We start from the raw sequence: 14342 nt of genomic DNA on the forward strand, positions 1-14342 counted from the left end.
CTGTCCGCTCCACCTCGGTGGACGAGGCGGGGGCGGTCCCGAGGTCAGGGCATCGACCGGGACCGCCCCCTCCGGCTCACTTCGCCAGCGGGCCGAACTCCTTACGGGTGTCCACCGGCTTGCCGAACAGCTGCCACCGCTTGCCCTTGAAGCGCATCAGCTGCATCGTCTCGATCGGGAAGGCGTCGTCGCGGCCCGTGGACAGCGTGACGCCGGGCAGCAGCATCCCCACCTTCACGCCCTTCAGGTCACGCACCGCGTCCCGCAGCCCCTCCCTGGTCGGGCACTTCATCGCGTCCAGCGCCTTGTGCAGGCTGGAGGCGACCGCCCAGCCGTAGGCGTTGAACTGGTTGGCCGGGTCGGAGCCGGGCGCGTACTTGTGCAGAGCGTCCTGGTACGCCCTCATCTCCTGGTCGTCGGCCCACTGCGGGTCGGCGGGGTCCTTGAAGTACGTCGCCGAGACCACACCTTGGACGTTCTTGAACCCGACGGGCTGGAGCACGGCGGCGGACGAGGACACGTTGTTGACGATGTGCAGCGGGTTCCACTTGGTGTTCTTGGCGTCGGCGGCGAGGGCCTGGCTGCCGAACTTGGGGGTGGTGATGTCGAGCAGGACGTCCGCCTCGGAGCGGGCCAGGTTCGCCATCTGCGCGGACACGGACGGGTCGGTGACCTCGTAGCTCTCCTCGGCGACCACCTTGATGCCGCTGCCGGCGACGGCCTTCTTGAACCCGCCCAGCAGGTCCTTGCCGAAGTCGTCGTTCTGGTAGAGGACCGCGACCTTGGCGTTCGGCTTCTCCTCCTTGAGGTACTTGGCGTACACCCGGGCCTCGGCCACGTAGTTGGGCTGCCACCCGATGGTCCAGGGGTGCTTGTCGTCGCTGCCCCAGACGGAGGCACCCGTGGCGACGAAGGGCTGCGGCACCTTCTGCTTGTTCAGGTAGTCCCACACGGCCGCCGTGGACGGGGTGCCCAGCGTCTGGAACACCGCGAAGACCTTCTCCTGCTCGACGAGTCTGCGGGCCTCCTCGACCGCCTTGGGCGGCTGGTAGCCGTCGTCACGGACGACGAACTGCACCTTGCGGCCGTCTATGCCGCCCTTGTCGTTGACGTACTTGAAGTAGGCGGCGACACCCTTGCTGATCGTGCCGTACGCGGAGGCCGGTCCCGACAGCGGGTAGATCCCGCCGAGCTTGATGGTCTTGTCCGTGATGCCGGTGGTCTGCTGCCCCTTGCACGCGCCATCGGCGGCGGTGTCCTGGGTGTCCTGCCCTCGCTGACTGCTGCAGGCGGTCGCGGTGAGCAGGGCGGCGGTGGCAGCTGCGGCAGCCCGCAGAGCGGTGGTCTTACGCATGTGATTCAGTCCTTTTCCGTACGGGGCGGGGCGCCCACGGGTTCGGCGTCGGCTACTGCGGGGTCCGCAGGGGTGAGCGTCGCGGAGGGTCGGGTTTCGGCCTGCGAGTTCGGCTCCGCGTCGGGTGGGGACTCCGGCTCCGCGTCAGGCGCGGATTCAGCCTCAGGTGTCCGGTCGAGAACGGTGGCGGTGGCAGCGGCAGAGGTGCGGGGCAGGCGGCGGGCTATCGCGCCCAGGACACGGCCCGGCAGACCGGCAAGTCCCGTCGGGGCCACGAACATCACCGTGATGATCAGCAGGCCGAACACCACTCCCGGCGCGGCCTCGCTGAGGTCCTGGGAGACACTCGGCACGTACATCACGAACGCCGCGCCCAGCAGGGGCCCGTACAGCGAGCCGAGCCCACCGACCACCAGGCCGGCCAGCAGGGTGATGGACAGCACGAAGCTGAAGGAGTCGGGCGAGACGAAGCCGATCACCCAGGTGTACAGGCACCCGGCGACACCAGCGAACATCGCGCTCCACGCGAAGGCGAGCGTCTTGTGCAGCGACAGGCGTACGCCCATGACCTCGGCGGCACTCTCGTTGTCCCGTACGGCGAGCAGGGCCCGGCCGACCCGGGAGCGCAGCAGGTTGCGAGCGAGCAAGAGGGCCACCGCGGCGACGGTGAGGACGACGAAGTACATCCACTGGTCCTCGGCGAGACCGCTCCACGCGGGTGGCTGCAGCTTGTCCACGGTCAGCCCCATGGAGCCGCCCGTCACCGGTTCGAGCCGCTTGAGCAGGGACGGCAGGAACACCGCGAACGACAGGGTGACCAGGGCCAGATACAGCCCACGCAGCCGCAGCGCGGGCACTCCGAACCCGAGGCCCAGCAGGAAGCATCCGGCGGCCGCGACCGGAAGCGTGGCCAGGTGGCCGGTGTCGTACCGGTCGAGCATGACCGCCGCCGAGTAGGCCCCCGCCGCGAAGAACGCGCCGTGCCCGAGCGAGATCTGCCCGCCGAAGCCGACCAGCAGGTTCAGCCCGGCCAGCGCGACGGCGTACAGCAGCACCATGGTCAGCTGGAAGACCTGAAAAGGGGCGAAGTAGAACGGCGCGCCGCAGGCGACCGCCACCGCGAGCAGCGCGGTGAGCGCGGCTCGCAGCCGCCGGGCCCGGTCGGTGCCGAGTGCCGTGGTGAGGGTGCTCATGCGCGCTCCACCGCCGCCCGTCCGAACAGGCCCTGGGGCCGCACCAGCAGCACCGCCAGAATGATCACGAGGGGTACGCCCACCTTCAGATCGGCACCGACCACATCGACGTACGCCCCGGTCAGCGTCTCGGCGACGCCCACGAACAGGCCGCCGACGACCGCGCCTACGGGGCTGTCGAAGCCTCCCAGGGTGGCCGCGGCGAAGGCGTAGATCAGCACCCCGCCCATCATGTTGGGCTCCAGGAACAGCAGTGGGGCGACGAGCACGCCCGACACGGCGCCGACCGTCGCGGCCAGCCCCCAGCCGAGCATCAGGACCCGGCCCACCCGGATGCCCGACAGCCGTGCGGAGGCCGGATTGCAGGCGACGGCCCGCATCACCAGGCCGATGGAGGTGTGCTGGAACAGCAGATACAGCAGGCCCATCACGACGGCCACCACGCCGAGGATCCCGAGCGTCGACCAGTCCACGCGTACTCCGGCCAGGTCCAGCCCGCCGTCGGGGAACTGCTGCGGGAAGTCCTTGACGGTGAACGACCAGATGAGGCCGGCCAGCGCGTTGACGAAGATGAACAGGCCGACGGTGACGATGACCACCGTCAGCTCGGGCGCGCCCTGCACGGGGCGGATGACGATCCGCTCGACCAGCATGCCGCCGGCGAAGGACACCGCGAGGGTGACCGGCAGCGCCAGCCAGAACGGCATCCCGGATGCCACCAACTGCCAGGCGACATACGTGGAGAGCATGGCCAGCTCGCCCTGCGCGAAGTTGACGATGCCCGTGAACCGGTGAATCAGTACGAGGGCCAGAGCCAGGCTGGCGTACACCGCGCCGGAGCCCAGTCCTTCCACCAGCTGCTGGAGAAAGTCGGTCACAGCGCTCACCCGGCCTTGCGGGAGCCGAGGGAGACACCGAGGTAGACCTCGGCGACCTGCCCGTCCTCGCGGATCTGCTGGGCCGGCCCGGACAGCACCAGGCGGCCGGCCTCCAGTACGTGCGCCCGGTGCGCGATGTCCAGCGCGAGCTGGGCGTTCTGCTCGACGACGACCACGGTGGTGCGTTCCTCCTCGTTGACGGCACGGACGATTTCGAACAGCTCACGGGTGACCAGTGGCGCGAGGCCCAGGGACGGCTCGTCGAGGAGCAGCAGCGAGGGCCGCAGCATCAGGGCCCTGCCGATGGCGAGCATCTGCTGCTCCCCGCCGCTGAGGCTGCCGGCGGCCTGCCGCGAGCGTTGGCGCAGTTTGGGAAAGTGGCCGTAGATCCGGTCCAGGTCGGCCGCCACGGCCGCCCGCTCGGCGCGGCTCCGCCATCCGGAGCCGGTGCGCAGGTGGGCGCCTATGCGCAGGTTCTCCTCGACGGTCAGCTCATTGAAGGTGCCCCGCCCCTCGGGCACATGCGCCACGCCGAGCCGGGCGGCCTGTTCGGGCGAACGGCCCAGCAGTCCCGTGCCGTTCAGGGTGACCGAGCCGCGGCCGCGGACCATGCCGCTCAGCGCCCGCAGTGTCGTGGTCTTGCCCGCGCCGTTGGGTCCGAGGATCGCGCAGACCTCGCCGCGGGCGACGGAGAAGTCGAGGCCCTGGAGGACGCGGGCCTGGCCGTATCCGGCGTGCAGTCCGGACACCTTCAGGAAGTCCGGTTCCGCAGTCGGGACATCCGGCTGCGTGGTCTGAGTGGTGGTGGGCTCGCTCATGCGGCCACTCCCAGGTACGCCTCGACGACCGCCGGATCGCGCTGGATCTCCTCCGGCGTGCCCTCGGCGATCTTGCGGCCGAAGTCGAGGCAGACCACCTTGTCGCACAGGCCCATCACGAAGCCCATGTGGTGTTCGACCACCACGAGCGTGAGGTCGAACTCCTCGCGCACCGACCGGACCAGATCCGCGAATTGGCCGACCTCGCCGTGGCTGAGCCCGTTGACGGGTTCGTCGAGCAGCAGCAGCCGGGGCCGTACGGCGAGGGCCCGGGCGAGTTCGACGCGTTTGAGCGTGCCGAACGGCAGCCCGGCGGCGGGGTGGTCGGCGACGTCCGCCAGACCGAGCCGCCGTAGCAGGTCGTCCGCCTGATCACACAGTTCCCTCTCCTCCCGCCGGACGCGGGGCAGCCGGAGCGCCGCGGCGAGGTGTCCGGTGTGCCCCCGGCTGTGGGCGCCGACCATGACGTTCTCCCGGACCGTGAGCTGCGGGAACAGGCCCAGGTTCTGGAAGGTGCGGGCGATGCCGCGCCCGGCCACGGCGTGCGGAGGGAGGGCCAGCAGGTCCTCGCCCTCGAACCGCACGTCTCCCCCGTCGGGGGTACAGCGCCTGGTGAGGCAGTTGAACAAGGTGGTCTTGCCGGCTCCGTTCGGTCCGATGAGCCCTACGGCGGTGCCCGGCTCGACGGTGAACGCGACACCGTCAAGTGCCGTGATCCCGCCGAAACGCACGGTGATACCGTCGACCGCGAGCATGAGTGACGCCCCTTCCGACGTTCTGGGGGGTGGGAGAGCGTCACAGTAGGTGGGGGCGTTCGGGGCGCACATTGGGTGCGAGCACCCAACTTCCCGGCCGTCGGACTGTGCGCCGCGCACAGATAACGCTTGATGTCTCACTCCGAGCCTGTTGACGGAGCACGAGGCGGGCGGCGACGATCGGCGCCATGCCTCACGGGCCCGCTCTGGGCGCTCCCCTGCTTTCCGAACCGCTCCGCCGGGAGCGGTGGCGGATCCTGCACGCCGTCCACGACCGGGTCGAGGATGTGGCGGACACCGCCGTGGGGGTGATGCGCGCGGAGATCCCGTCGTACGCGCTGCAGGACGAACGCTTCTTCGCGGACGTACGGGAGCAGGTGCTCGAGCACTACCGGATGCAGTTGGCGGCGCTGGCCGGGGATCGCGGTATCGCCCCCGAGGACCTGGTCTTCAGCCGCGCCGCTGCCATGCGGCGGGCACGGGCCGGGTTCGCGCTGGAGGACTGGATCAGTGCCTTCCGGGTCGGCCGACAGGTGCTGTGGGACGCGCTGCTGGACTGCGCGGGCACGTCCGCCGAGGCCCAGCAGGCCGCGCTGTCCCTGGTCACCCCGCTGATGCGGTACGTCGACTACGCCAGCACCCATGCCGCGCAGGCCTACGTCGAGTACCAGCAGCACGTGGTGGCGGACGCCGACCGGGAGCGCCGGGACCTTCTTGACCAGCTCCTGGCCGGCGTGGCACCGACGCGCGGCCCGCTGTCCGCCGCCGCGCAGGCGTACGGCATCGGGCCGCACTCGCCGATGATGGCGGTCGTGGCGGTGTGTGTGGGCGACACCCGCACCGGGGACCTCACGTCGGCCGAGCACGGGTATGCCACCACCGCGTCGATCAGCGTGGCCGGGCCGTGGGCGGGCCGGACCCTGGTCGTCGTACGCCACGAAGAGGTGGTGGCCGTGCCCGTGGTCCGGGCCGGCATGACCCCGGACGACATATGCGCCCACTTCGAGGCCGTGCAGCAGCGGCTCGCGCGGGGCGGGACCATGCTCTCCATGGGGATGAGTACGGTCGCGCACGGCGCGTGTGAACTGCCGCGCGCGTACGAGGAGGCGCGGGCAGCCCTCGACCTGGTGCCGAGCGGGGGCGGGGTGGCTGCGCTGCCGCGGCTTTCCCCGTTCGACTACCTCGCCCTGCGGGCCGACGACCTGGCCCGTCAGCTGGTCGATCCCCGGGTGCGGGTGCTGCTGGAGGAGGACCGCAGGCGGGGCGACACGCTGGCCGCCACCATTCGGGCCTTCGCGGAGGCCGACCTCAATCTGCGGCTGGCCGCCGACCGGCTGCGGGTGCATCACAACACGGCGCACTACCGGTTGCGCCGGATCGAGGAACGCACCGGCCGCAATCCGCGCCGGATCGCCGACCTGCTGGAACTACTGGTCGCCCTCGCCATCCGCGAGGGCGCCAGGGAAGGTGAGGAGGGCCGGTGAGCGGCATCGTGGAGTCCGCCGGAACCGAGGCGGCACATCAACTGCCGGGCGAGCAGACAGAGTCGGCCCTGCCGGAGGGGCACACGGAGCAGAACGGAACGGTCCGGCGGGCGCTGCTGGACGCCGCGCTGGAGGTGTTCACCGAGCGCGGTTACACCGACGCCGGCCTCACCGAGATCGCGGCGCGCTCCGGCATCCCGGTGGGCAGCCTCTTCCAGCACTACGGCGGCAAGCGAGGGCTCTACCTGGCCCTGTGGGAGGAGTTCCGGGAGGAACAGGAGCGCAGGACCGCGGCCACGCTGGCCGCCGAGCGCGGCCGTGGTGTGGACGACCCCATCGCTCTGTTCGTGGCGGGAACCAGGGCGTATCTGGAGGGTGCCTGGGACAATCGCAGGCTCGGCATGCTCCTCGTGGAGGACGACGGCCCCGCGGGCTTCGACGCGCTGCGCCGCCAGTGGGACCGCGCATGGGTACGGCGCAACGCCCGGCTGCTGGAGGTGGACGAGCGACGCCGCGCCGGCCGGGTCCGGGTGAGCGTACTGACCACCGTCATCGGCGGGGCGGCGCGCGAGCTGGGCGATTGCCGGGATGAGACGGAGGCCCGGGAGATAGTGGACGAGGTGTGCGGCATCCTGATCCATCTGTCGGCACCGCCCGGCCCGTGACCAGCAGAAGAAGAGGAGTCGTACGGCTTCGGCACCGGTGAGGGTCTGAGCCGGGAAGCGCCGTTCGGCCACGCCGGTGAAAGGCTGCACCAGTGGATGTTCGCCACCCGGTGGTGGCACGAGATGACCGGCGAGCCGGGCGGTACCAGCGGCCTCGACGACGCCTTCGTGCGCAGTTCACGCCCGGGATCGGCGCCGAGATCATGGGCGCCGTGAAGTACGGCCAACCCGGATGGCACGAAGACGAGGAGTGGAAGGGGTGGTGGGGCCCAACCCGTCCTTCCACACACCGACCTTCGTCCTCACCCGCCACACGCGCCCGTCGATCGAGATGGAGGACGGCACGACCTTCCACTTCCTCGATACGTCGCCCGCCGAGGCGCTGGAGACGGCCCGCGAGGCCGCTGGCGGCCAGGACGTACGCATCGGCGGGGGACCCACCCTGATCCGCGACTTCCTCGCCGCCGGGCTCATCGACCATCTGCACGTCGTGGTGGTCCCGATCCTTCTCGGCCGGGGCGTACGCCTCTGGGACGGACTGGAGAGCGTCGAGAAGGACTACCGGGTCGAGGCCACCTCCTCGCCCAGCGGGGTCACGCATGTGACGTTCAGCCGCGCAGGTCTCTGAACCACCTCTGTGCAACACGCCTCAGATGCCGATACCGGCTCCTTGCCTGAACGGGACCGCGTCACCCAGGAGTTGGCCGCCGTCGATCACCATGGTCTCGCCGGTGATCCAACTCGCCCCTTCCGAGACCAGAAAGGCGACCGCCGAGGCGATGTCGGCGGGCTCCCCGATACGCCCCAGTGCCGTCGAGGCGGAGACGGCCTGCTCGTGCTCCTTCCACAGGGCCTCGGCCAGCTTGGTGCGCACCACACCGGGTGCCACCGCGTTGACGCGGACCTTCGGTGAGAGTTCCAGGGCCAGTTGCCTGGTGAGATGGATCAGTGCGGCCTTCGACGCGTTGTACAGGCCGATGTTCGCCTCGAAGGCCATGCCGCCGACCGATGCCGTGTTGACGACCGCGCCTCCGTGCTCGCCCATCCAGGCCCGGGTGGCCAGGCCCGTCCACAGGACGGGAGCCCACAGGTTCACGTCGAAGGTCTTGGCGAACCGGCCGTGGTCCTGGTCGATGACAGGCCCGAAGGCCGGGTTGGTCCCCGCGTTGTTGACGAGGATGTCCAGGCTGCCGAACCGTTCGAGCGTCAGCTCGACACAGCGCCGGGCCGCCTCCTCGTCGACCGCGTGGGCCCCGACGCCGACCGCTGTGCCGCCGACCTGGGCCGCGGCGGCGTCCGCCGCCTCCTGGGAGCGGGAGGTGAGGACGACGTTCGCGCCGGCAGCGGCGAGGGCCTGGGCGATCGCCAGCCCGATACCGCGTGAGGCACCCGTGACGACGGCGGTGCGGCCGGTGAGATCCAGTCCGGCCATGTCAGCTCACCACTGCCGCGTTGCGGTACTGACGCAGTTCCTGCTTGGCGATGGCCCGCTTGTGGACCTCGTCGGGACCGTCAGCCAGCCTCAACGTCCGCAGGTGGGCGTACATCATCGCCAGCGGGAAGTCCTCGGTCACGCCCGCAGCGCCGTACACCTGGATCGCGCGGTCGACGATCTTCAGCGCGATGTTCGGTGCGGCCACCTTGATGGCCGCGATCTCGGTGCGCGCTTCCTTGTTGCCGACCGTGTCCATCAGGTACGCGGCCTTGAGCGTGAGCAGCCGGATCATCTCGATGTCGATGCGTGCTTCCGCGATCCAGTCCTGGATGTTGGACCGTTCGGCGACCGGGCTGCCGAAGGTCACCCGTGACTGCGCGCGCCGGCACATCAGCTCCAGCGCCCGCTCGGCCGCGCCGATGGCCCGCATGCAGTGGTGGATCCGACCGGGTCCGAGCCGGGCCTGGCTGATCGCGAAGCCCTCTCCCTCACCCTTGAGGAGGTCCTTGGCCGGTACCCGTACGTCGGTGAAGTCGATCTCGGCGTGTCCCTCGCGGTCCTGGTAGCCGAACACCGGCAGACCGCGCATCACCGTGATCCCGGGGGCGTCGATGGGGACGACCATCATCGACTGCTGCCGGTGCACAGCGGCGGTGGGGTCGGTCTTGCCCATGACGATGAGTACTTTGCAGTTGCGGTGCAGGGCGTTGGACGCGAACCACTTCCGGCCGTTGAGCACGTACTCGTCGCCGTCGCGTTCCATCCGCAGCTCGATGTTGGTGGCGTCGGAGCTGGCGACCTGCGGCTCGGTCATCGCGAAGGCCGAGGCCATCGTCCCGTCGAGCAGGGGCTTGAGGTACTTCTCCTTGTGCTCGTCGCTGCCGAACAGCGTGAGCACCTCCATGTTGCCGGTGTCGGGAGCGTTGCAGTTGCACGCTTCGGAGGCGATGTGACTGCGCCCCATGATCTCCGCCAGCGGCGCGTACTCGAGGTTCGTCAGCCCCGGCCCCCACTCCGGGTGCGGGTGGAAGAGGTTCCACAGGCCGCGCCGCCGTGCCTCCGCCTTGAGTTCCTCGAGGATCGGCGGCTGGAAGTGCGGGTCACCGGAGGCGCGCATCTGCTCGTGGTAGACCGACTCGGCGGGGTAGATGTGCGAGTCCATGAACTCCAGCAGATCCGCCTGGTACTTCTTGGCTCGATCCGACGTCTCAAACAGGGACATCCGAACTCCTGACGGGGGGTAGGGGAGGAAAACTCGGGGGGCGCTTCTCGAGGTGGCCGGCCACGCCTTCGACGACATCGGCCCCACTGAAGGCCTGGAGCATGAGGCTCTCCGCGCGGGCCACGGAGTCGGCGTAGGCGCCGTCCGCGTCGTGGTGCAGCTGGCTCTTGATGGTGGCCATGGAGCCCGGGGAGCAGCGCGTCGCCAGGTCAGTGGCGTACGCGACAGCCGCGTCGACCACGCTGCCGGTGGGGACCAGATGGTCGAGGAGTCCGATACGCAGTGCCTCGTCGGCGTCCACCATGCGGCTCGACAGCAGCAGGTCCATGGCTCGGCTGTGCCCCACCAGCCGGGGCAGCAGCCAGGAGATGCCGTACTCGGCGATGAGCCCGCGTTGCGCGAAGGCCGTGGTGAACCGGGCCGAGGGCGAGCCGAAGCGGAGGTCGCAGTAGAGCGCTTCCACCATGCCCAGGCCGGCGGCGACCCCGTTGACCGCGCCGATCAGCGGTTTGCGCAGGGTCAGCGGCAGGTCGCGCGGGCGGCGCCGCGCTGTGTCCACCGCGGAGGCCTCGCCGATCTCTCGGACGGACCGCAGGAGTTGGAGGTCGGCGCCGGAACAGAATCCGCGCCCCGCGCCGGTCACCACGACGGCACGTACGTCCGGGTCGTCCTCGGCGGCGTCGAGGAGCGCGAAGTAGCGATCTTCGAGTTCGTCGGTCCAGGCGTTCAGCTTGGCGGGCCGGTTGAAGGTGAGGACGAGCACGGGCCCGCGGTGTTCGGCGAGGACGAGCTCGCCGCTCGCGCCGGTCATTCCTGCTCCAGGAGGGAGCTCTGGTAGCGGCGCATTCCGCGCAGCCACCGGTCGTAGTCCGCGCCCTTCTGCCGGTACATGTCCAGCACCTCTTCGTGGGGCAGGATCAGGAAGCGCTCGTCGGCGATGGCGGTCAGGACGGCGTCGGCGACCTCGGCCGGCTCCAGGACGTCACCCGCGGACATGACGGCCTGCGTGGCCGCTCGTCCCAGCGCGTCCCCGGAGTCCTTCCCGGCGGTCAGCATCCGGGTGTTCACGCCCATCGGGCACAGACAGCTGACCCGGACCCCGCGATCGCCGTACGTGACGCTCAGCCATTCGGCGAAGCCGACGGCGGCGTGCTTGGTGACGGCGTACGTGGCGGAGCCGATCTGGGTGAGCAGCCCGGCGGCCGAGGCGGTAGTGACGAAGTAGCCTTCGCGGCGCTCCAGCCAGCGCGGGACCAGAAGTTGTGCCGCACGGATGTGGGCGCGCAGGTTGACGTCGATCGACAGGTCCCAGTCCTGTTCGCTCACGTCGAGGCCGGGTGCGCCGGCGATGCCCGCGTTGGCGAAGTAGAGGTCGACCGGGCCGAACGTGCTCTCCGCCAGGTCGATCAGCTCTTGGATCTGGGGGGTGTCCGACGCGTCCGCGCCGGCGCTGACAGTGCTCCCCGGATGGTCGGCGTTGGCCCTGTCCGACACCGCCCGCGCGCTGTCCGCGTCGAGGTCCGTGACAACGACCCGGGCACCCTCGCGAGCGAGCCGCGCGACCAGCGCGCTGCCGATACCGCCGGCACCACCGGTGACGATGGCGACTCTTCGTGCAACGTTCACAGCGAACCCTCTCCGAGATGGTGGGACCGTGCTCCGTCCGTCCGAACTGTATAGTTGAATCCGACGTCAAGTTCAACAGTCGGGCGTACGTCACCCCACACAGGGGTGGTGGCGGGCTTCGCCCCGGCTCAGGCTGCCGGGTCAGCGGTGGTCAGGGAACCGCAGGGCGTTCGCCCAGAGCCGGCTGACTGTGGACACGAGCTCCTCGAAGTCCACCGGCGTGCCTTCTTCCTCGCGCTCACCGAGCACGAAGGCGTTGTAGGCCATGACGCTGACCATGCCCGACAGCGCACGGGAGGCCAGCATCGGATCGACGTCCCGGTCTGCGACACCCCGCGCCTGCAGGTCGGCGATACCGCGGGCATTGCGGCGGATGAACGCGTCGGCGCGCCGGCTCCGGAATGTACGGAACTCCGGCTCGACCTGCGCCACCTGCTCGAGCAGCGCCATCAGCTTCGCGTTGCGCTTGTACGCCTGGAGATACGCGCGATTGCTCGCCTCGAGCACCGCATAGGGGTCGTCGGCATCCTCCACCCGGGCCATGCCGGGGTGCAGCATGTCCTCCTGCGCCTCCAGGAGGACGGCGGCGAGCACCTCTTCCTTGCCCGCGAAGTAGGTGTAGAACGACCCCGCCGCGCACTGCGCCTCTTTGGTGATGTCGGTCAGGCGGGTGTCGAGGTAGCCGTCCCGTTCGAACACCTTCCGCGCGGCCTTCACCAGAGCGGCCCGCGTCCGCGCTCCGCGCTTCGTCGTGGGCGGCTCGCGAAGGTGCGACAGGGGCGCCATCGGGGGCGGCTGCTCGCCGTCGATCTCCTCGGGCGCGGTGGTGTCCATCGCGGGAACTTTACTTGAATCCGACGCCATAGTCACAAACCGCGTCCGTCCGAAGAAGGTCGAAGAAGAGGCACATCCAGCAATTCCCGATCGGCCGATCGATCAGGCGCCGATCCCGAAGCTTTCGGCGAGCCGGCGGCGGGTGTCGGCGGCGCTGGTGTGCAGTACACCGCCGATCCCGATCCGTGCCGCCCCGTCGAGGTTCTGCTGCAGATCGTCGATCATGACCGCCTCCTCGGGGTCGACGCAGAGACGTTCACAGGCGATCGCGTAGATCCGCCGGGAGGGTTTACGGATCCCGACCATGGCGGAGATGACGACCACGTCGGCGAGCGAGGCCAGATCGACACCGTCGTAGGTACCGGTACCGAAAGAATTGGACACCAGCGCGACGGGATGCCCGGCGGCTCGGAGATCGCCGAGCAGGGCGAGCATGTCCTGGTCGATCGACATGCCTGCTTGCATGCGGGCGGTGAGTCCCTCGGCTTGGACGTCGGCACCGTGAGCCCGGAGACGTTGGGCGAATCCCCGCTCGAAGGCTTCGGCGTCGATACGGCCGCACTCGTGGTCGGACAGCAGGGCGCGTGACGGCTGGTCCCGGCTGAGGAGCTCCAACGGCAGACGTGGGTCGCCGCCGAGGGAGGCCCCGAAGTCGGTGAACGCCTGCAGCACGCTGGAGGTGATGACTCCGCCGAAGTCGACCAGGACCGCGGTTCTGGTCTTCTCCATCAGGCGACCTCGAACAGTCCGGCCGCACCCATTCCGCCGCCGACGCACATCGAGATCACCACGTACCGGACCCCGCGGCGCTTGCCCTCGACGAGGGCGTGTCCCACCAGTCGTGCACCGGTCATTCCGTACGGATGACCGACCGAGATCGCGCCGCCGTTGACGTTGAACCGCTCGGGGTCGATGTGCAGTTCGTCGCGGCAGTACAACGCCTGGGAGGCGAACGCCTCGTTGAGCTCCCACAGGCCGATGTCGTCGACGGTGAGGTTGTGCTGCTTGAGCAGCTTCGGGATGGCGAACACCGGCCCGATGCCCATCTCGTCCGGGCCGCAACCGGCGACGGCCATGCCCCGGTAGACGCCCAGCGGCTGCAGTCCGCGGCGCTCGGCCTCCCTGGACTCCATCAGCACCGACGCCGAAGCCCCGTCCGAGAGCTGCGAGGAGTTGCCCGCCGTCACGCTGGACTGCGCGCTCACCTGGCCGTCGGGCAGCACCGGCGCCAAGCCGGCCAGGCCTTCGAGCGTCGTCGAGGCGCGGTTGCCCTCGTCCCGGGTCAGGGTGACCTTCTCGTGCCGCACCTCCCCCGACTGCTTGTCGAGCACCTTCTTGACGCTGTCGAGGGCGACGATCTCCTGGTCGAACCGCCCGGCCTCCTGCGCCGCCGCGGTGCGCTGCTGCGACAGCAGAGCGAACTCGTCCTGACGTTCCCGGCTCACGCCGTAGCGTTCGGCGACGATCTCCGCCGTCTGCAGCATCGGCATGTAGATGCTCGGCTTGCGCTCGACCAGCCAGGGATCCGTCATGCGGTGCGTGTTCATGTGCTCGTTCTGCACGAGGGAGATCGACTCGACGCCACCGCCCACCGTGACCTGCATACCGTCGGCGACGATCTGCTTGGCGGCCGTCGCGATGGCCATCAGGCCCGACGAGCACTGCCGGTCGATCGTCATCCCCGACACGGTGTCCGGGAGCCCGGCGCGGAGAACTGCCTGGCGCGCGACGTTGAAACCGGATGCCCCCTGCTGCGCGGCGCAGCCGAAGAGCACGTCCTCGACCTCGCCTCCCTCGAGCCCGGCGCGCCGTACGGCGTGGGCCAGGGCATGGGCGGCGAGTTCCTGCGTCTGGGTGTCGTTGAACGCGCCGCGGTACGCCTTTCCGATCGGCGTCCGTGCCGTCGAAACGATGACTGCTTCCCTCATGTCGCCTCACTGTCTCTGCTGGTCCGACGCCACGTTATAGTTGAATCCGGCGTCAAGTTCAATAGTGGGCGTCCTGCATCCGCCGGGAAGCAGGCGCGCCCGCGGCCTTGACAGTCCGCCTCTGCACCTGAAGGCTACCGACCAGTCGGT

General features: G+C 69.8%; 14 protein-coding genes and 1 pseudogene. 3 read left to right on the forward strand and 12 right to left on the reverse strand.

Features of this window, described 5'->3' with window-relative positions; translation table 11 throughout:
* Window positions 1-76 precede the first annotated feature (76 nt).
* From ACQF4J_RS07345 to ACQF4J_RS07365, 5 genes are read right to left on the reverse strand one after another with little or no spacing between them, the layout of a single operon-like run.
* Complete coding sequence (locus tag ACQF4J_RS07345; protein ID WP_427165208.1) at window positions 77-1354, reverse strand: ABC transporter substrate-binding protein; 1278 nt, start codon at window positions 1352-1354, stop codon at window positions 77-79.
* A 5-nt stretch (window positions 1355-1359) separates the two neighbouring features.
* Window positions 1360-2547 (reverse strand): branched-chain amino acid ABC transporter permease, encoded by a 1188-nt coding sequence (locus tag ACQF4J_RS07350; protein ID WP_351582798.1) that lies wholly within the window; start codon window positions 2545-2547, stop codon window positions 1360-1362.
* Entirely contained in the window at window positions 2544-3425 is an 882-nt protein-coding gene (locus ACQF4J_RS07355) for a branched-chain amino acid ABC transporter permease (protein ID WP_351582796.1), read from the reverse strand. The genes ACQF4J_RS07350 and ACQF4J_RS07355 overlap by 4 nt, the downstream gene beginning before the upstream one ends.
* Window positions 3426-3430: 5 nt before the next feature.
* Entirely contained in the window at window positions 3431-4243 is an 813-nt protein-coding gene (locus tag ACQF4J_RS07360; protein WP_427165211.1) for an ABC transporter ATP-binding protein, read from the reverse strand.
* Entirely contained in the window at window positions 4240-4998 is a 759-nt protein-coding gene (locus ACQF4J_RS07365) for an ABC transporter ATP-binding protein (RefSeq protein ID WP_351582792.1), read from the reverse strand. Before ACQF4J_RS07365 ends, ACQF4J_RS07360 begins: the two co-directional genes overlap by 4 nt.
* Before the next feature lie 188 nt (window positions 4999-5186).
* Between ACQF4J_RS07365 and ACQF4J_RS07370 the strand changes: the two genes are divergently transcribed.
* The 3 genes and pseudogenes from ACQF4J_RS07370 (at window position 5187) to ACQF4J_RS07380 (ending at window position 7775) form a co-directional block, all read left to right on the forward strand.
* Window positions 5187-6482, forward strand: a complete 1296-nt coding sequence (locus tag ACQF4J_RS07370; protein ID WP_351582790.1) for a PucR family transcriptional regulator — start codon at window positions 5187-5189, stop codon at window positions 6480-6482.
* Window positions 6479-7147 carry a TetR/AcrR family transcriptional regulator gene (locus ACQF4J_RS07375; RefSeq protein ID WP_351582788.1) on the forward strand — a complete coding sequence of 223 codons (669 nt, stop codon included), beginning with the start codon at window positions 6479-6481 and terminating at the stop codon, window positions 7145-7147. Before ACQF4J_RS07370 ends, ACQF4J_RS07375 begins: the two co-directional genes overlap by 4 nt.
* 45 nt (window positions 7148-7192) lie before the next feature.
* Window positions 7193-7775 (forward strand): annotated as a pseudogene (locus ACQF4J_RS07380) (dihydrofolate reductase family protein).
* 21 nt (window positions 7776-7796) lie between these two features.
* On the opposite strand, the gene ACQF4J_RS07385 reads toward ACQF4J_RS07380, so the two are convergent.
* The 7 genes from ACQF4J_RS07385 to ACQF4J_RS07415 form a co-directional block, all read right to left on the reverse strand.
* On the reverse strand, window positions 7797-8579 hold the full coding sequence (locus ACQF4J_RS07385; protein ID WP_351805990.1) for an SDR family oxidoreductase: 783 nt from the start codon (window positions 8577-8579) through the stop codon (window positions 7797-7799).
* Window position 8580: 1 nt separating this feature from the next.
* On the reverse strand, window positions 8581-9804 hold the full coding sequence (locus ACQF4J_RS07390) for an acyl-CoA dehydrogenase family protein (protein WP_399907880.1): 1224 nt from the start codon (window positions 9802-9804) through the stop codon (window positions 8581-8583).
* On the reverse strand, window positions 9791-10615 hold the full coding sequence (locus ACQF4J_RS07395) for an enoyl-CoA hydratase-related protein (protein WP_351805992.1): 825 nt from the start codon (window positions 10613-10615) through the stop codon (window positions 9791-9793). Before ACQF4J_RS07395 ends, ACQF4J_RS07390 begins: the two co-directional genes overlap by 14 nt.
* Entirely contained in the window at window positions 10612-11430 is an 819-nt protein-coding gene (locus tag ACQF4J_RS07400) for an SDR family oxidoreductase (protein ID WP_427165217.1), read from the reverse strand. The genes ACQF4J_RS07395 and ACQF4J_RS07400 overlap by 4 nt, the downstream gene beginning before the upstream one ends.
* Before the next feature lie 141 nt (window positions 11431-11571).
* On the reverse strand, window positions 11572-12264 hold the full coding sequence (locus tag ACQF4J_RS07405) for a TetR/AcrR family transcriptional regulator (RefSeq protein WP_351582778.1): 693 nt from the start codon (window positions 12262-12264) through the stop codon (window positions 11572-11574).
* Window positions 12265-12366: 102 nt separating this feature from the next.
* Window positions 12367-12993, reverse strand: coding sequence for an HAD family hydrolase (locus ACQF4J_RS07410; protein WP_351582774.1), 627 nt, complete (start codon window positions 12991-12993; stop codon window positions 12367-12369).
* The gene (locus tag ACQF4J_RS07415; protein ID WP_351582772.1) at window positions 12993-14192 is read right to left on the reverse strand and encodes an acetyl-CoA C-acyltransferase; all 1200 of its coding nucleotides are present in this window, start codon (window positions 14190-14192) and stop codon (window positions 12993-12995) included. The genes ACQF4J_RS07410 and ACQF4J_RS07415 overlap by 1 nt, the downstream gene beginning before the upstream one ends.
* Window positions 14193-14342 lie beyond the last annotated feature (150 nt).

It is taken from the genome of Streptomyces sp. C1-1 (genome assembly GCF_050214755.1).
Taxonomy (GTDB): domain Bacteria; phylum Actinomycetota; class Actinomycetes; order Streptomycetales; family Streptomycetaceae; genus Streptomyces.